The organism is Rothia sp. HMSC071B01 (genome assembly GCF_001808945.1).
Taxonomy (GTDB): Bacteria; Actinomycetota; Actinomycetes; order Actinomycetales; family Micrococcaceae; genus Rothia.
The window spans coordinates 1-15,622 of sequence record NZ_KV795073.1; the positions used below are offsets into that span (position 1 = coordinate 1).

The following is a 15,622-nucleotide window of genomic DNA, read 5'->3' on the forward strand; positions in this document are numbered from 1 at the left end:
CAACCATTGGCGTAAACCCCACCGACGCACCAACGGTTCCCGCGCTGCCGGAAGCAACAGTCACTCCGGAGCCGGTTGCCGATAAGACCCCGAACGCTGACAAGCTGGAGGACGCAACCGTGGCGCATCCCAAGAATAAGCCTGCTCAGAGCAAGCCCGCCCAGGAGGCTCCGGTGACCGCCGCCCGCTCCGCAAAGGACAGCCTGGCACAGGACAGCCTCGCTAAGGAAAGCAGCCCCAAGAAGGCTACCCTGGCGAATACCGGTGCATCCAGCGTTGGTGTGATTGTTGGCATTGGTGTTGCTGCAATCTGTGCTGGTCTTGGTCTGAGCGTTCTGCGCTCGCGCCGCCACTCCTAAGAGCTGCAGGGCATACAGCCTAGCTCACCCGTCCGGAATTAACTGCGGATAGCAAAGAGCCGCCGGCTCCCCTGTTGAGGGGAACCGGCGGCTCTTCACGTATCAGCTCATTCAATCAGCAGACGCAAGTGTTCGTGTTACTTCGAAGCCGTAACCTCGATGCCGCTCACGTCAATCTGTTCCAGCGGAATCAGGCGGTCACGAGTGACCACGCGGTGCACCAGCCAGACCGCGATAATCACGGGCAGACCAATGTAGGAGCTGAGCACACCAGCCCAGTCACCGCTCAGGAACGCCTCGTAGTTCTGGCCACCAATAACGACCAGGCACATGAGGAAGGCGATAATCGGGCCTGCAGGGAAGAACGGCGCCACGTAGGGCAGGTCCTTCAGGCTGTTACCCTGCTTCAGGTATGCGCGGCGGAAACGGTAGTGCGCCACGGCGATACCCACCCAGGTGATGAAGCCAGCCAGACCGGAAACGTTCACCAGCCACAGGTACGCACCATCGGGCGAGAGCAGTGCGGCGATGAAGCCGACCGCGCCGATAGCTGCGGTTGCCAGCAGCGCATTCATGGGCACGCCGCCGGAGTTGATGCGGGTGAACATCTTCGGTGCCTTGCCCTCCTGGGCGAGCGCGAAGAGCATACGAGCCGAAACGTACAGGCCCGAGTTACCTGCAGAGAGCACTGCGGAGAGGATCACGGCGTTCATGATGGCTGCCGCGAAGGCGATGCCCGCACGCTCGAAGATGAGGGTGAACGGGGAGATGTTGATGTTACCGTCCGCTGCGGTGAGCAGGTTCGGGTCGGAGTAAGGAATCAGGAAGCCGATGACGACCATCGCACCGATGTAGAAGAGCATGATGCGCCAGAACACGCTGGTCAGCGCGCGGGGCACATCGCGGCGGGGATTCTCAGATTCGCCGGCAGCCACACCGATCATTTCGGTGCCCTGGAAGGAGAAGCCTGCCACCATGAAGATGGCGAGTACGGCGGGTGCGCCGCCGACAAAGGGTGCCTCACCGACAGTCCAGTTGGAGACGCCCGGGGAGCTACCGCCCAGGATGCCGAAAATCATGGCGATACCCGCGATGAGGAAGACGACCACCGTAACGACCTTGATGGTGGCGAGCCAGAATTCGCTTTCACCGTAGGAGCGTGCCGAGAGGGCGTTGATGCCGGTCAGCAGCACGAGGAATCCTGCCGCCCACACCCAGGATGGGACGTTCGGGAACCAGTACCTCATCACCTCGCCGACGGCGACGAGTTCGGCGGCGACGGTAATCGCCCAGTTGAACCAGTAGTTCCAGCCCATGGCGAAGCCGAAGGACGGGGACACGTAGCGTGCTGCGTAGGTCTGGAATGCGCCGGGGACGGGCAGGTGCGCTGCCATCTCGCCGAGGGACTGCATGAGGAAGAGCACCATGATGCCGATGAGGGCGTAGGCGAGGATTGCGCCGCCGGGGCCCGCGGTGGAGATGGTCTTACCGGAGGCGACGAAGAGGCCGGTGCCGATTGCGCCGCCGATTGCAATCATCTGCATGTGGCGGGCGGAGAGGCCTCGCTTCAGTTCACCCTCTGCGGGGGTGGCTTCCGATGCAGTGCCGGAAGTCTCTGTAGGCTGTGCCATGTCAGGTCTTCTTTCTGAGGCTATTGCTTCGTGCGTTTGCTAGCGGTCTAGTCTGGTGTCCAGTCTAGTCTTGCTGCGGGTGGTGCCGCCGAAGGTTTGTGCCTGGGTCAAGAAATTTTTCAATCATAAGGATTTCTTACGTACCGTAAGTTTTCCTAATCTGAGGGTCAATCCTACCCGCTTTTGAGGCTCTTTTCCACCCAAAACCACAAAAACACAGAAAAACCCTCCCGCACCGCTCATGTATATGCGGTACGGGAGGGTTCCCTATCAGGCCAATTCACCCGATTTATTCAGCTCACCCGGCTTTAGTCAGCCAGGTTGTGGAACGAAACGTTCGTGGGGTGCTCCACGGTACGAGAAACAGTGCAGTCCTTCTGCTCGCTGAGCTGAATCAGACGGTCCACCATCTTCTGCGCCTTAGCGCCCTGCTCATCCTCGGGGAATCGCACATCAAAGTCCACCTCAACGTCGTCGAGGCGCACCGCGCCGTCTTCGGTCTGCTTCAGCGCCGAGGCGAGCACCTCGAACACCTCCGGGGTGGAGCGGCGGGAGGTACCCGCGTCCACGTCCACGGAGGAGCAACCGGCAATAGCGGCAAGTAGCAACTCGACGGGGGTCAGCAGCCCCTCACCCACACCGAAGTCGAGGGTTGCGCCGTTGGCACCGCAGGCACGGTAGCGCAGGCGGTCGATGCGCTCGATTTTGGTCTGACGGTAGTTTTCGAGTTCGCGGCGTTCCTGCTGGCGCGAGTACACCTTCTTCTGCTCTTCTGCAGTCTGCACGGTGTTGTTCTGCTCAGCGTTGTTCTGTTCAGCCATTGAGGTTCCTTTCGGGTTGTCTGCACGGTCACTAGGTTATTCAGCGCCGCGTTGTTTAGCGTCATTCACTATAAGCGTGTTTCTCATATTTTATTCCCGGACTCTTTTTCTCGACGGCCATCTAAGCGCTCCTATACACTGGAAAACCGCGGCGGAGCTTCGAAGTCCCTCACGCACACAGTAGATTTTTTGAAGAGCACAACATACACAAGGAACTCTTTGATGGCACAGACCCCCGGCGCTGAGCGTCCCGACACTGGGCGTACGAGCACGCAGAGTGATTTCCGCTTGGCTGTTGCGGATTCTTCCGTGGTGATGCTCGGTATCGCGGTGCTGGGTTTGGGTTTGGGTGTTATTTTGAGTGCGCACCATATGCCTTTTTGGACGGCACCGCTGCTTTCTTCACTGGTGTTTGCCGGCTCGGTAGAGTTTTTGATGGTGGGCATGATTTCTGGTTGCGCCTCTATCGCGTCGATTGCGTTGACGGTGTTCCTCGTGAATGCTCGCCACCTGGTGTACGGTCTTTCCTACCCATTGCACAATGTGAAGGGTTTCTGGGCTAAGGCTCTGGCGATTCACACTCTTTGCGACGAAGCGTTTGCTCTCAACTCCGGCCCCGATCGTAATGAGCGTTCGGGGGCGCGCATTCTGTGGGTGAACGTGCTGATTTACGTCTCATGGATTCTAAGCGTAGTCCTCGGGTATGTGCTGGGCGCAAGCTTCCTCAGCAGCCTGAAGGGCGTGGACTTCGTGATGGTAGCCATCTTCACGGTTCTTGCGATGGACGGCTACCGCGCCAACCCGGATCGTGTGACGGCGCTCTTTGTGGCGGTTTCGGCAGCGGTTGCGCTGATTTTTGCGCTGTCCTCGTTCCTGGTGGTGGCTCTGGGTTCGTATGTGGTGCTGCTGCTGGCGCGTTTCCCGGTGGCGAAGCGCCGCGGTACTCTGCCGCATCGTGCTGTGCATGAGGTGGCGGCTGAGGCTGAAAGCGCCGCTACCGCTGATGCGCCCGCTTCCACACAGCGATAAGAACGTTATACATACGTGTTCAAAACCAGTTAGGATAGATGAGTAGAGCTTCGCTCTCCCCTCTTTCTATTTCTAGGATTCGTAAGACGCCTCCACGTGCGAACCTGCACGGAGGCACCCAGAGGTTGAGGTACCCATGACTCAGATGAAAGACACCGCTAAGGAAACTAGCGACGCAGAACGCTGTGCCGCCCCGGAGTAACACCGCACCGGGAGCGGCATCACTCGAGGTCACGCGAGAACTAGTTATGCGCGCAACTACCCGCGCCAAGCACTAGTCTCACGCAGGAGGAACGACCCTCCGCCTCCTTGTTTCGCGGCTTTCATCAACTCACGTACCTACCGCACTACTTAGCACCCAGTCCCTCTTCGGCTGGGCTCTCCCTACCCTTTTCGCGGATGCTTTCAGGTTTCGCGGATGCTTTTCAGGGCTTCACCCGCACGCCTTGTTCAGGGTTCTTTCGCTGAGTACGTGCAGAAAGAGAAAATCTTCATGAACAGTGAAGTGACCACCGGCTATATTCTTGCCGCGATTCTTGTGGCTGCAGGTATTACGTTCCTGCTTCGTTTGCTTCCCTTCGGTCTGAAGAAGGCTCTGGCTGGCTCCGAACTTTTGGATGCGCTCAGCCACTGGATTCCGCTCGGCGCGGTTGCGCTACTTGCCATCTATGCGGTGGCGAAGATTAATTACTCCTCGTTCGCTACGGCGGTACCGTACCTGGCGGGTCTGGTGGTGACCGTGGGTGCGCACCTGTGGCGCAAGAATATGGTGCTGAGCATGGTGGCGGGTACCGTCACCTGCGTTGTGCTGGCTAACTGGGTTTTCTAGGGGAGTCACGATGAGCATCTCTAAGAATTCTGCTTCTTCCCCCGCCGTTTCTTCTCAGCCCGAGCCTCAGCAGGCGAGCCAACCCGCGCCCCATCAGGCTTCTCCCGAGCAGGTGGAGCAGGTCATTGCTTCTGCGCTTCCGCTAACCGGCATGATTCCCGTGGTGGAGGCCCCCGCCTCCCCCGATGCGCAGGACTCTCAGCAGCCGCGCGAGAGCGGCTTCGCGGAGGCGATGCGCGTTGCCGGCGTGATTATGCTGGGTCTGTTCTTTGTCGGCATTGGTCTGGGCGTGCTGGTGCACAGTTACGGTCTGCCGTTCTGGGTGGCTCCCCTGCTGCCGCTCCTGGTTTTTGCCGGTTCGGTGGAGTTTGTGCTGATTGATATGGTGTCGAATCACGCCTCGCTGTTCTCTATCGCGGTGATGACTCTGCTCATTAATTCGCGCCACCTCATGTACGGCCTGTCCTACCCGATTGAGCGTGTGCGGGGTGGTTTGGCGAAGTTCTACACCGTGTACACCCTCATCGATGAGGCGTACGCGCTGAACACCGGACCGGACCGCCATAAGCTGCGTGGTTCCCGCATCCTGTGGATTCATGCGGGTCTGCATCTGAGTGTTTTGTCGAGCGCTACGCTCGGCTATGTACTGGGTGCAAGCTTCTTGAGTGAGCTCAAGGGCGTGGATTTTGTGATGACAGCGCTCTTTGCGGTGCTCGCCATCGATGCTTATCAGAGCTCAAAGGACCGTACCACCGCAGCTATTGCAGGTGTATCTGCAGTGGTTGGTTTGGTGTTGGCGCCGCAGTCGATGCTACTGATTTCGATGGTGGTGTATATGCTGCTACTTATCTCTCGTTTTGTGGTGGCTAAGCGCCGCGACACCCTGCCGGAGCATATGCTGGTCGCCGATGAGGAGCCTGCCGAAGCCGACGCTCCCGGTCATCCCGGCGCCTCCGAACACTAAGTCTGGATATAGTAAAGCGCCCCGCCCACCCGAAATACCGGGTGGGCGGGGCGTTATGCTGTCGCCAGCCGCATGTGTGGGTGAACCCATGCGCTGTAGACGTTCAGTATCTGCTGTGCTGTGTACCGCCAGGTAACCCTGACGGAAGTATGTGCGGGTGCCGGGATTGTATCCAGCTCCCGTACCAAGCTTAGCTTACTTGATAGCTGCCAGGGCTGCTTCGTAGTTGGGCTCGTTGGTGGTTTCGGGAACCAGCTCGGTGTAGACAACCTCACCGGCGGGGTTCACGACGACCACAGAGCGTGCCAGCAGACCCGCCAGGGGGCCGTCAATCAGCTTCACGCCGAAGTCCTCACCGAAGGAGGAGCGGAAAGCGGAGGAGGTGACGACGTTTTCAATGCCCTCGGCTGCGCAGAAGCGGCCGATTGCGAAGGGCAGGTCGTTGGAGACGCACAGCACGACGGTGTTCTCCAGGCCTGCAGCCTGCTTGTTGAAAGTGCGGACGCTGGTTGCGCAAACACTGGTGTCGACGGAGGGGAAGATGTTCAGCACCAGGTTCTTACCTGCGAAATCTGCGGAGGAAATCTCGGAGAGATCAGCCGCGAGAACCGAGAATTCGGGCAGCTTTGCGCCGACTGCGGGCAGGTCGCCGTTGGTGTGGATTACGAGTTCGTTCTGTAGAGTTACTTCAGCCATGCCTTCATTGTCCCCCGGATAGGGCGGGTGTGCAAGGGGACACAGGCACTAGCGGGCAGAGTTTCCGCATAGCTGATTTTCTGCTATGCCGATTCGCCTCCCCTGGCTCTGCTGTAGCCGCTGTCTAGCGCTAATCCCGGCCTGTGACTCTACGGTAATGAACAGCGCTGACCGCACGCGCCGCGCGTCCGCTTCTTTTTCCCTATACTGGACGAGTTCACACTATTCACTTCTTGACCAGCACCGATGCGCGTTGCAGCGCATCTTCAGGAGTATTCATGTCTTCTACTCACCGCCGTTTCACCGGCCGCACCGCTTTGGCTCTACCCGCACTGGGCGCCGCTCTAGCTCTTGTTGTCACGTCCTGCTCGGCAAGCACTGATTCTGCTGTTTCGGGTACCGTGGTGTCTTCTTCTGGTAGCGCTTCTGCCTCCGCGAGCGCTACTTCTACGCAGGAGCTGTTCCCCACCCCGTCGGCGAGCCCGAGCGCATCCGCGAGTGCTTCCCCGAGTGCTTCGTCGCCTGCTCCGGTGCCGTCGGTGGTGACGATTACGGTTCATGCTGAGCCGACCGCATCCGAGTCGAAGACCTCTGAGTCGAAGTCGGATTCCAAGTCTGAGTCGAAGAAGGACTCCACCTGCGCGTCTGATTCTGCGTCGACCGTGGTGTCTAAGGCTCTGCGCGAGTTGAAGAATAAGAAAAATTGGGACGAATGGACGAACGTTTCGGCAAGCTACGAGGGTTACGACCCCTGTGCTGAGCTGTCCTGGATTGACGCGGTTCCGGGTTCTTCCCCGTCTTCGTGCTGCACTGCAGCGATGGTGCACCACATTCTGCTGTTCCACCGCGGCAAGTTCATTGGTACCGCAACCTATGAGCCGTACTCGTTCTCCCCGGTGATTACCCGCACCTCGGACAGCTCGATTCGTGTGACCTACCGTTACATGAAGGATGACGAGAAGGTACACAACGCAAGCGGCCGCACGACCGCTGAGTTTACCTGGAGCTCTTCGCAGAACAAGGTTGTGATGACCGGTGAGGTTCCGCCGAGCTACTAGGCCGAGTTACTAGACCAAGCTACTAGGCAGCCCGCTTCATAGGCCGCGGCCCCGAATCTACGCGTTTGAAGCCAGAGTGTTTGGAGCCCAGAGAGTTTGGGGCCAGGGGGTTTGGGACCCAGACGTTGGGCATACGAGAAACCCGCCGTCTCGCATATGGTGCATATGTGAGAGGGCGGGTTTTCGTTGCTTAAGGATATGTAGAATGCCCGAGGGCTAACTGTTTAGGCAGCGAACTTCTTGTAGCCGAAGTATGCAGCGCCTGCCAGGATAGCGATGAACAGAATCTTCTTCATGGTGTACTCCTTTGATTGTTCCGATAGGCACCCGGTGTTTTACTCCGTCTGGCAACTCACCGAAAGGTGAGGGGCAGGCGGGGCGTCATCCGCGCGTGGTGCCGTTGTCCCCTATCTTACCTGCTTTTGAACAACGTTTTTCCGTTTGGCGCGCTGAGTCCGCATTCTAGACAGTCAAACACGCGCAAACACGCAGCGGTTCAGCGTGCCATTGAGCCAAGGAATACGCCTCTGACAGGCGCATAATGGGAGCATGAGTATTTTTAAGAAGAAAGAGTACAGCGCGCAGCGCTCGGCTACTCGCATGGCTCGCGCCCTCGCTGTGATGGGTGCGCTGCACTTCATCGTCCCGGATCCCTTCGACTCGATTGTGCCGAAGTACCTGCCGGGTCCTGCCCACGCGTACACTCACGGTTCGGGTGTAGCTGAGCTGGGCACCGCTGCCCTGCTGGCTAATGACAAGACCCGCCGTGCCGGTGGCCTGCTTGCGGCTCTGCTGTTTGTTGCGGTGTTCCCCGCGAACATTCAGATGGCTCTGGATGCACGTAACCAGTCCACTCAGCGTAAGGCTATTGCGTACGGTCGTCTGCCCCTGCAGTTGCCGATGATTTGTAGCGCTCTGAAGATTTGGCGTAAGTCGAAGTAGTCAATACATTCACCATTCGATACATTCGACACTCATCTCATTGACGAGAAAAGCACCTTAGCGTTTTAGAGATAAAACACTAAGGTGCTTTTAGCTTAATAAAAGCTCATATAAGCTCTTCTTATATCATATTTACGTATAATTGAAAACAACATACTATCTGCCACAGTGGCAGATATATAAACCCAAGGAGATTACAATGGGTACTTTTATTGGCACCATTATTACCGGCGCAATTATTGGTGCACTTGCACGCTTCTTTATGCGAGGCCGCCAGAACATTTCGATTCTTTGGACCATTATCTGCGGTGCTGTCGGCGCAGCTATCGGTACCTGGGCAGCGACCCAGCTGGGTGTTGCAGACACTAGCGGCATTGACTGGATCCGCTGGATTATCTCAATTATTGCTGCAATGCTGACCATTTCCCTGTACATGGGCTTGACCGGTAAAAAGTAAAGAGATATTTGCTAATTTCTTTTAAAACCTAAGCAATTTTTATAAAGCATAAGGCGGCACCTCCCCTAGCGTGAGCTAGTGCGGGAGGTGCCGCCTTTTCTGCGCCTCGCAGGAGGCGTTTTGTGTATTCTTGGCTTATATCGCCTTGGCTTATGCCTTCTTCACCACGGAGGACTTCAGGTACATCTGGCCTGCGCCGGGGACCTTCGCCTCAATGTCGTGGCCGTTGACGGGGGATTCGAGCAGGCGGATGCCGCGCACCTTGGTGCCTGCCTTGATGTCTGCGCCGCCCTTGACCTTCAGGCCCTTGACGATGGTGACGGAGTCGCCGTCGACGAGCTCGTTACCAACGGAGTCGAGAACCTTGGAGCCTGCCGCTTCTTCGGTTTCGCCTGCTGCGGTGCGTTCCCATTCGTGGCCGCACATGGGGCATGCCCAGAGTTCGCCCATTTCGTAGGTGTAGTTTTCGCTGCATTCGGGGCAGGCGGGTGCTTCGATGTCGTTGAGGTTTTCGCTCATGGTTCCTTCTTCGATCTGTGCGGATGCGCCGCTCCCCTGTTTCCGCGGTGTTACTGCGGTGGTGCTGCGGCGTGTGGGCGCGCGTCAGCCAGGCAAGGGGTGCGACGGTGGAGGGTGCGAGGGTTCTCGCGTTCGTGCTGACTATACCATTTGGCGGGTGTGAACCGCATGTGCGGGGCTGGTTTTTGCCGGTCTTTTGGGGTGGGTGCGGGGCGTGGGTGAAACCGAAAATAAAATTTGCCTGGTTTGTGCGTAATATTTACGAAAATTCGGGTTTTTGCTCATTATGCAGAAGATAAGGCGTGTAAAGTATCTAGAGCATTTGTACGTTTATTGAGTGAAAGGCACGGCTTCATGAAGCTTTCTGCACGTAACCAGTTCGCTGGCAAGGTTGTTGAGATCACCGAGGGTGCAACCAACGGCATCGTTAAGATTGAGATCGCTCCCGAGGTTATTATCTCCGCGTCCATCACCAACGAGTCCATTAAGGAACTGGGCCTGAAGGTTGGCGAGACCGCTTACGCAGTCATCAAGGCTTCCAACGTTATGGTTGGTGCTGACCACTAATCCCGGTCGATAAGACTTAACACCCTACGGCTGCCTGTTGTGGCGCGCGAGGGTTAATAGGGCGGAGCCCCGCACTGTGTGTACAGTGCGGGGCTCCGTTGCTTTCTGAGGTAGACCCCCTACAGGAGGGACTGGACCCTCACCCTAACCTGCGGGGTACTGTCGTCATCGCTACTGATTGACTCTAAGGTTTTAGAGTTTGAATGCTCTTCGTCGTGTTGCTGCGATTGAGACAGTGAATTAATGACAGTATCTTGGATATCTCGTACGATATCTTTGACCGGCCTGGATCCGTCAATGCCGACCTCAATAGTAGCTTGGCTCGAGCCTGATTCAACGATTACGCCAAATCGGGCCTGCGTCATGCGGCTACCGATTACTTTCAGGGTGCTACCCAGCCCAGGTTCGATTCCTCGTACTCCGGGAATGGCAGTGACCAGCCGAAGTAGCTCGGCGGCAGAGAAGTTAGTCGTCATGATGAATATCCTCGATATGTACATTGACTGTCGGGGAGACTCCCAGGTTCTTATCGCAGGCTTCGCGGACGGCTTCGCGGACTTGCTGGGCCAGTTGCGGTAGGCTTTCAACGGCACCGTGAGCCGAGATTCGGCAGGATACAACCTCCGGCACCCCCAGACCGCGATGCTCTTCGCTTGAAGGTGCATGCTCAAAAGAAGAACGCAAGGAACGTGCACCGGGTACTGAGTCCACAGTGCGGCGAATAAGAGCCCTCAACGAAAACTCAGACATGCTGTAGGGACCTAAATCTGTTGCTGGCATCTCCACTTGCTTACCGTGTCGGGTTTCAGCAAGAATAGCTTCCATTAGGGGGCGACGGGGCAGGACCGAGTCATTCCCTTCAGATTCCAGGCGGTCCCACTCTTCGTGCAGGGAAGCAATAAAACGTAGGTACTCGCGGGTGTCTGCATCATCCCGCTCATGGGATCGTACGATTGACCTCACCGACGCTGCTGAGTGTCGGACCTTATTTGAGAGGTTTTTGGCGTTACTCAAGCCCACTCCTTCATCAGGCGTATGACGAGAGAACGGGCTCGTGCCAGCCTCCCACGGACGGTCGAAACTGTCAGGTTCAGTGTCTTGGCAATCTCTTCGTATGACATCTCATCGATTTCTCGAAGAATCCATACTATACGCAGTCCAGGTTCCACGGACGCCAAAAGATCGGCAAGGGCCTGAATCTGCGCATTAACTTCACTGGACTCAGCCGGGTCAGCGGTACTGCTCGACGTCATCTCAGCCGCAGCGCTCACACCTTCGAGTCCTTCTGCATCATAAGGATCCGTGGCACGACGCTGGCGCTTACGCACCATACTAGTAGCTTTATTAGTGCAAATCTGCATAATCCAGCCACGAAAAGCTGCCGGTTCCCGAACTAGGTGAAGGCTACGCCAAGCCTGGACGAGGGTATCCTGAACAATATCCTCGCTGTCCTGACGGTTCCGAACAATCATATATGCAGAGCGGAAAAGACGCCCTTGATAACGCTCAACAAGCTTCTCAAAGGCGTCAATGTCTCCGTCCTGAGCACGCAGGACAAGGTATCGGTCCTCGTCCTGCGTTGCTTCAGACAAAGCGCTCAACTGCGCGGTGGGGTACTGATGGGATTGAGGTTTTGGCGCCACCTCGCTCTGAGGGTTATGCGCCAATGCTCTCTCCCGTGATTTCGGGTGCATGATGGCCAGTTACAGATTCGGAGACATTACGCGACTTCGAGGAACGATCCAGCCGTACTAGAACGTCAATCTGCTTGGGGCTTGCGCCGAAAGATACTGCCACATCATTATTAAGTCGGTTCTTGAGTTCAGCAATAGCCCACTCAACCTCACACCCCTGAGAGACAGTAGCCTCTGCCTGAACCCACAGGCTCTTCGGGGAGCCAGTAACCCAGACAGCGCACTTTTCCACACCAGGGACTTCCTGAGCACGCTCAGTCAAAGCCTGCGCCAGAACCTCAGGTGCCAAAGTAGCCATCAGCACACCCTCAGAACCACTAAACTTCAAAGGGGAGGCAGCAGCTTTACGGGGAACCTGTGCAACCAGCATGAACAAGCCGACAACGACAATAAGTACTGATACCAGTGCTACTACAGGCAGGAACCACGGCGTGTGTACCATGGGTCCGATAAAGCTAGCTACCGGGTCCTGTGCAGAGGCCAGGAAAGGTGCAATTTCCGGCCAAGCCTGACCAGCATTGAGACCCGAAGCTAAAAGCCAAAAGGACACTACTACAAGGAGAAGCCCAAAGGTGGCTAGGACAGTTCTGTTCAAAACACCAGAAACTGAACGCATATTCGTATCTCCTTTAGCTAATATGCTTAATCCGCACGCGACTACGTGCAATACCCACGGGTGCGAGCATCTTTAGAACTTCGTCGGTCTTCTTCCGTGCAGCTTCACGCACGGGGCCGAGGTCGTCCAAGACGCTATGGACAACAACGTCTACGCGGGAGCCGTTAGCGGTAACGATAGCGGAGTGGACGCCGTCAATCTGCTCAACCTGGGTCTGAATGAGGTTAGCCAAGTCTCGGCGCTTTGCGACAGTCTGACCGGGAATATCGTCGGGGAAAATTTCTATACGATCCGGGACTCCAGGCAACACAGCGCCAATGATCATAGCCAGACCGCACACCGCCAGGATGATGGCGAAGATAATAGCCGTGACGGAGCCAAGAGCGGTAGAACCAATAGCGGTGAGGGTACCCACCATAGACTCGGGCCAGGCACCGTTCACCATTCGGTGAACCGCAAGCCAAACCACCAGTCCCCCCAGTGCAAGCAAAACCAGAGCCAACAGGATGCTAGGGATGCTTCGCGAGGGACGACGAATTAGTTTCGGAACAGGTGTACTCATTTAAGGCTCTTCCTAACGTGGCTGCTCGGATTGAGCCAGGATATCTCGATGTTAATCTTGCCCACGCTAAGCCCCGTGAGGTACTCAACGCGGTTACGCACGTGTGCGCGCAGATTTTCGAGGATGGGGGACAAAGGTGCGGGGAAGACCAGTCCGATGTCCAGGTGCAGGACTGCTACCTGGCCGTAGAGTTCACACTGGGCTTCAGGGCGCGAGTCGAAGTTGTGGCGGGTACCAATTCCCAGTACGCCTCCAGCATTTGAGCCAACGTTGGCGCTTTCATTTGCAGCCTCAGCTGCAATCTTTGCAACGAGTCGCGCGGGGATGGTTGTGGTGCCGCGGTGCTCCCAGGAAGAACGTTCTTCCTGGGAAGCACTTAGCTGCATGTTTGCACGCTGGTTCGCGGTCACCATCGTCACTTCTTTCGCCCGTCCAGGAGGCTTCGGACATCGACCCGGCCCTCCAGGCAGAGGCCTACGGCCCATCCGGCAAAGCCACACAGGGCCACCAGAACGAACGTTCCGAAAGAACCGAAGGCAAGAACGGCTCCAAGGAACAGGCCCACCAGGAGGGCCAGGTGCGTTGTCTTCATAAGAACTCCTTAGATTAAGGCGTTGGATGCGGGTTACTTGAGGTCGGTGTCCTCGGACTTGTTAGAGTCGTCCTCGGGCAGGTGAACGTCGGTAACGTTGATGTTGACCTCAACAACCTCGAGACCGGTGGTGCCCTCAATCTGCTCGATAACGTTGCGACGAATTGCGTCGGCAACCTCGACGATGGAGACACCGTACTCGACGACTACGGTAACCTCGACAGCTGCCTGGGTCTCACCCTTCTGGACGCTAATGCCGCCAGCAACGTTGGTCTGAGCGTTGGGGATACGGTCGGTCACTGCGTTGAACGCACGGCGGACAGCGTTGCCCATGTCGTAGACGCCGGGGATTTCACGAGCTGCCATGCCAGCAATCTTTGCGACGACGCTCTCATCAATGGTGGTAACACCGTGCTCGGTCTGGAGGGGGCCGCGGGGTTCTTTGGTCTCTTCAGCCTTGTTCTCGTTGTGCTCGCGCTGCTTTGCGGTCTGGGGGATAGCGTTGTTGCTCATTTGGAGCCTCTTTCGTAAAAATCCGAGATGGTTAATAACGGTTATGCACGATGCAGTAAGCAATGTAGTCAAGGTGCCCTCGGTGGCATCCACGATCAGCTTTCTTCATTGACTGATCTGACTGGTTTTGCTGCCCGTCATGTTTGCCGTGCTAATAGTTAGACGCTACCAACTGCGGTTTCGTCATAGCTTTATTTTATGCAGTGCATCACATAACTCAAAAAATGGTCTTCTTGTGCGCGTAACAATCCATCACAAACATATAGATAGGTAGCGCACCATTGCCGTATATCCCGCCAGATAAGAGTTACCGCAACACCACAGACGACCACTTCGGAAGACAGCTTTCTATCTTGTCATCCTATAGATTCAAGCAAGAAGATAGCCCAATCAGACTCTTCAGAAGAAGCCAACAAAGATAAAGCGGAGCCCCGCACTGTACACACAGCGCGGGGCTCCACTTTTTATGTTTTTATCGCTTAGACGTTGAAGCGGAACTCGACCACGTCGCCGTCCTGCATGATGTAGTCCTTGCCCTCCATACGGACCTTACCGCGAGCCTTCGCCTCCGCCATGGAGCCAGCCTCGTCCAGGTCCTTGAAAGACACAACCTCAGCCTTAATGAAGCCGCGCTCAAAATCAGAGTGAATCACACCAGCAGCCTGCGGCGCAGTATCACCCTTATAAATAGTCCAGGCGCGAGCCTCCTTCGGACCAGCAGTCAGATAAGTCTGCAGGCCCAGGGTCGAGAAGCCCACGCGAGCCAGCTGGTCCAGGCCGGACTCATCCTGACCGTTCATCTCCAGCATCTCGCGAGCCTCCTCCTCAGACAGCTCCACCAGATCAGCCTCCAGCTTCGCATCCAAGAACACAGCCTCAGCCGGCGCCACCATGTCACGCAGCTCCTGCTGCTTCTCCTCAGACGCCAGAATGCCCTCATCCGCGTTGAACACGTAAATGAACGGCTTAGCAGTCAGCAGGTTCAGCTCCTTCAAATGAGCCAGCTCCAGCTTTGCGTCCTTCGCACGAGAAATGATGGTGTCACCATCCTCCAGGATCTTCTGCGCAGCCTTATAAGTCTCCAGCTGAGCGGCGTCACCCTTCTTAATCTTCACAGCCTTCTCCAGACGCGGAATAGCGTTCTCCAGAGTCTGCAGGTCAGCCAGAATCAGCTCAGTGTTGATGGTCTCCATATCGGACGCGGGGTCGACCTTGCCGTCCACGTGAATGACGTCCGGGTCATCAAACGCACGCACCACCTGGGCGATAGCGTGCGCCTCACGAATGTTCGCGAGGAACTTGTTACCCAGGCCCTCACCCTCAGAAGCGCCCTTCACAATACCCGCAATATCAACGAACGAAACAGTCGCAGGCAGAATGCGCTCCGAACCAAAAATCTCAGCCAGACGGTTCAGACGCGCATCCGGCAGGTTCACCACGCCCACGTTCGGGTCAATGGTCGCGAACGGGTAGTTAGCCGCCAGCACAGTGTTGCCGGTCAGAGCGTTGAACAGGGTGGACTTGCCCACGTTAGGCAGGCCAACAATGCCGATAGTTAGAGCCACAAGTTTTCCTTCGATTCATGTACCCCGCCAAACACTCAGGATGCGCCGCGTACGTGATGCGGCGGGTGCGGGCGGGCACAGGGCGAAAATGGTGCCCGCTTCCAAGCGCGACACCGCCAGTCTCAAGAAGAAACGGGTGCGGGGCGCCTGCGGGCATAGACACTACCATTCTACCGTGTTCGGGCAAGAGCCGCCCTGAGTGCATGAC

18 protein-coding genes are annotated in these 15,622 nt (G+C 56.8%); 8 read left to right on the forward strand and 10 right to left on the reverse strand.

Going from position 1 to position 15,622, the window contains the following annotated elements; genetic code table 11:
- On the forward strand, positions 1-359 hold a 359-nt coding region (locus HMPREF2527_RS04910; protein ID WP_141744449.1), incomplete at its 5' end, for an LPXTG cell wall anchor domain-containing protein.
- A 137-nt stretch (positions 360-496) separates the two neighbouring features.
- Here HMPREF2527_RS04910 and HMPREF2527_RS04915 read toward each other — a convergent pair.
- Both HMPREF2527_RS04915 and HMPREF2527_RS04920 read right to left on the reverse strand, forming a co-directional pair.
- Entirely contained in the window at positions 497-1,990 is a 1,494-nt protein-coding gene (locus HMPREF2527_RS04915; protein ID WP_070506841.1) for an amino acid permease, read from the reverse strand.
- Positions 1,991-2,298: 308 nt separating this feature from the next.
- Complete coding sequence (locus HMPREF2527_RS04920) at positions 2,299-2,811, reverse strand: OsmC family protein (RefSeq protein ID WP_210390375.1); 513 nt, start codon at positions 2,809-2,811, stop codon at positions 2,299-2,301.
- Between the two features lie 222 nt (positions 2,812-3,033).
- Between HMPREF2527_RS04920 and HMPREF2527_RS04925 the strand changes: the two genes are divergently transcribed.
- The 3 genes from HMPREF2527_RS04925 (at position 3,034) to HMPREF2527_RS04935 (ending at position 5,633) form a co-directional block, all read left to right on the forward strand.
- On the forward strand, positions 3,034-3,840 hold the full coding sequence (locus HMPREF2527_RS04925; protein ID WP_070506843.1) for an AzlC family ABC transporter permease: 807 nt from the start codon (positions 3,034-3,036) through the stop codon (positions 3,838-3,840).
- A gap of 493 nt (positions 3,841-4,333) precedes the next feature.
- Positions 4,334-4,669: a branched-chain amino acid transporter permease gene (locus HMPREF2527_RS04930; RefSeq protein ID WP_070507515.1), complete on the forward strand. Its 336-nt coding sequence runs from the start codon at positions 4,334-4,336 to the stop codon at positions 4,667-4,669.
- 10 nt (positions 4,670-4,679) lie between these two features.
- Positions 4,680-5,633: an AzlC family ABC transporter permease gene (locus HMPREF2527_RS04935; protein ID WP_070506845.1), complete on the forward strand. Its 954-nt coding sequence runs from the start codon at positions 4,680-4,682 to the stop codon at positions 5,631-5,633.
- A gap of 195 nt (positions 5,634-5,828) precedes the next feature.
- Here HMPREF2527_RS04935 and tpx read toward each other — a convergent pair whose 3' ends face one another.
- Positions 5,829-6,329 (reverse strand): thiol peroxidase, encoded by a 501-nt coding sequence (gene tpx, locus HMPREF2527_RS04940; protein ID WP_012903128.1) that lies wholly within the window; start codon positions 6,327-6,329, stop codon positions 5,829-5,831.
- A gap of 278 nt (positions 6,330-6,607) precedes the next feature.
- Here tpx and HMPREF2527_RS04945 point away from each other — a divergent pair, with 278 nt between their 5' ends.
- The 3 genes from HMPREF2527_RS04945 (at position 6,608) to HMPREF2527_RS04955 (ending at position 8,786) form a co-directional block, all read left to right on the forward strand.
- A complete protein-coding gene (locus HMPREF2527_RS04945; RefSeq protein ID WP_049341836.1) occupies positions 6,608-7,387 on the forward strand; it encodes an LppP/LprE family lipoprotein in 780 nt (259 codons plus the stop codon).
- A gap of 549 nt (positions 7,388-7,936) precedes the next feature.
- Positions 7,937-8,329 (forward strand): DoxX family protein, encoded by a 393-nt coding sequence (locus HMPREF2527_RS04950; RefSeq protein WP_070506847.1) that lies wholly within the window; start codon positions 7,937-7,939, stop codon positions 8,327-8,329.
- Between the two features lie 199 nt (positions 8,330-8,528).
- Positions 8,529-8,786, forward strand: coding sequence for a GlsB/YeaQ/YmgE family stress response membrane protein (locus HMPREF2527_RS04955; RefSeq protein ID WP_044150247.1), 258 nt, complete (start codon positions 8,529-8,531; stop codon positions 8,784-8,786).
- A 150-nt stretch (positions 8,787-8,936) separates the two neighbouring features.
- Here the strand turns inward: HMPREF2527_RS04955 and HMPREF2527_RS04960 are convergent, their stop codons facing one another.
- On the reverse strand, positions 8,937-9,305 hold the full coding sequence (locus tag HMPREF2527_RS04960; RefSeq protein WP_012903124.1) for a zinc ribbon domain-containing protein YjdM: 369 nt from the start codon (positions 9,303-9,305) through the stop codon (positions 8,937-8,939).
- A gap of 354 nt (positions 9,306-9,659) precedes the next feature.
- Here HMPREF2527_RS04960 and HMPREF2527_RS04965 point away from each other — a divergent pair, with 354 nt between their 5' ends.
- Positions 9,660-9,872: a TOBE domain-containing protein gene (locus HMPREF2527_RS04965; RefSeq protein WP_044150246.1), complete on the forward strand. Its 213-nt coding sequence runs from the start codon at positions 9,660-9,662 to the stop codon at positions 9,870-9,872.
- Between the two features lie 1,010 nt (positions 9,873-10,882).
- Here the strand turns inward: HMPREF2527_RS04965 and HMPREF2527_RS04975 are convergent.
- From HMPREF2527_RS04975 to ychF, 6 genes are all read right to left on the reverse strand, one after another.
- Positions 10,883-11,566, reverse strand: coding sequence for an RNA polymerase sigma factor (locus HMPREF2527_RS04975; protein WP_172855768.1), 684 nt, complete (start codon positions 11,564-11,566; stop codon positions 10,883-10,885).
- On the reverse strand, positions 11,529-12,008 hold the full coding sequence (locus HMPREF2527_RS04980) for a hypothetical protein (RefSeq protein WP_239668321.1): 480 nt from the start codon (positions 12,006-12,008) through the stop codon (positions 11,529-11,531). Before HMPREF2527_RS04980 ends, HMPREF2527_RS04975 begins: the two co-directional genes overlap by 38 nt.
- 187 nt (positions 12,009-12,195) lie before the next feature.
- Complete coding sequence (locus tag HMPREF2527_RS04985) at positions 12,196-12,744, reverse strand: DUF6286 domain-containing protein (protein WP_049358627.1); 549 nt, start codon at positions 12,742-12,744, stop codon at positions 12,196-12,198.
- Positions 12,741-13,157, reverse strand: a complete 417-nt coding sequence (locus HMPREF2527_RS04990) for an Asp23/Gls24 family envelope stress response protein (RefSeq protein ID WP_005508463.1) — start codon at positions 13,155-13,157, stop codon at positions 12,741-12,743. Before HMPREF2527_RS04990 ends, HMPREF2527_RS04985 begins: the two co-directional genes overlap by 4 nt.
- Positions 13,158-13,369: 212 nt before the next feature.
- Positions 13,370-13,849 carry an Asp23/Gls24 family envelope stress response protein gene (locus tag HMPREF2527_RS04995; protein ID WP_005508462.1) on the reverse strand — a complete coding sequence of 160 codons (480 nt, stop codon included), beginning with the start codon at positions 13,847-13,849 and terminating at the stop codon, positions 13,370-13,372.
- Between the two features lie 479 nt (positions 13,850-14,328).
- On the reverse strand, positions 14,329-15,414 hold the full coding sequence (gene ychF / locus HMPREF2527_RS05000) for a redox-regulated ATPase YchF (RefSeq protein WP_005505132.1): 1,086 nt from the start codon (positions 15,412-15,414) through the stop codon (positions 14,329-14,331).
- Positions 15,415-15,622: the final 208 nt, after the last annotated feature.

Coding starts and splice junctions, on each gene's coding strand:
- HMPREF2527_RS04915 (WP_070506841.1), bottom strand. CDS start 1,990: ATGGCACAGCCTACAGAGACTTCCGGCACTGCATCGGAAGCCACCCCC.
- HMPREF2527_RS04920 (WP_210390375.1), bottom strand. CDS start 2,811: ATGGCTGAACAGAACAACGCTGAGCAGAACAACACCGTGCAGACTGCA.
- HMPREF2527_RS04925 (WP_070506843.1), top strand. CDS start 3,034: ATGGCACAGACCCCCGGCGCTGAGCGTCCCGACACTGGGCGTACGAGC.
- HMPREF2527_RS04930 (WP_070507515.1), top strand. CDS start 4,334: ATGAACAGTGAAGTGACCACCGGCTATATTCTTGCCGCGATTCTTGTG.
- HMPREF2527_RS04935 (WP_070506845.1), top strand. CDS start 4,680: ATGAGCATCTCTAAGAATTCTGCTTCTTCCCCCGCCGTTTCTTCTCAG.
- tpx (WP_012903128.1), bottom strand. CDS start 6,329: ATGGCTGAAGTAACTCTACAGAACGAACTCGTAATCCACACCAACGGC.
- HMPREF2527_RS04945 (WP_049341836.1), top strand. CDS start 6,608: ATGTCTTCTACTCACCGCCGTTTCACCGGCCGCACCGCTTTGGCTCTA.
- HMPREF2527_RS04950 (WP_070506847.1), top strand. CDS start 7,937: ATGAGTATTTTTAAGAAGAAAGAGTACAGCGCGCAGCGCTCGGCTACT.
- HMPREF2527_RS04955 (WP_044150247.1), top strand. CDS start 8,529: ATGGGTACTTTTATTGGCACCATTATTACCGGCGCAATTATTGGTGCA.
- HMPREF2527_RS04960 (WP_012903124.1), bottom strand. CDS start 9,305: ATGAGCGAAAACCTCAACGACATCGAAGCACCCGCCTGCCCCGAATGC.
- HMPREF2527_RS04965 (WP_044150246.1), top strand. CDS start 9,660: ATGAAGCTTTCTGCACGTAACCAGTTCGCTGGCAAGGTTGTTGAGATC.
- HMPREF2527_RS04975 (WP_172855768.1), bottom strand. CDS start 11,566: ATGCACCCGAAATCACGGGAGAGAGCATTGGCGCATAACCCTCAGAGC.
- HMPREF2527_RS04980 (WP_239668321.1), bottom strand. CDS start 12,008: ATGGTACACACGCCGTGGTTCCTGCCTGTAGTAGCACTGGTATCAGTA.
- HMPREF2527_RS04985 (WP_049358627.1), bottom strand. CDS start 12,744: ATGAGTACACCTGTTCCGAAACTAATTCGTCGTCCCTCGCGAAGCATC.
- HMPREF2527_RS04990 (WP_005508463.1), bottom strand. CDS start 13,157: ATGGTGACCGCGAACCAGCGTGCAAACATGCAGCTAAGTGCTTCCCAG.
- HMPREF2527_RS04995 (WP_005508462.1), bottom strand. CDS start 13,849: ATGAGCAACAACGCTATCCCCCAGACCGCAAAGCAGCGCGAGCACAAC.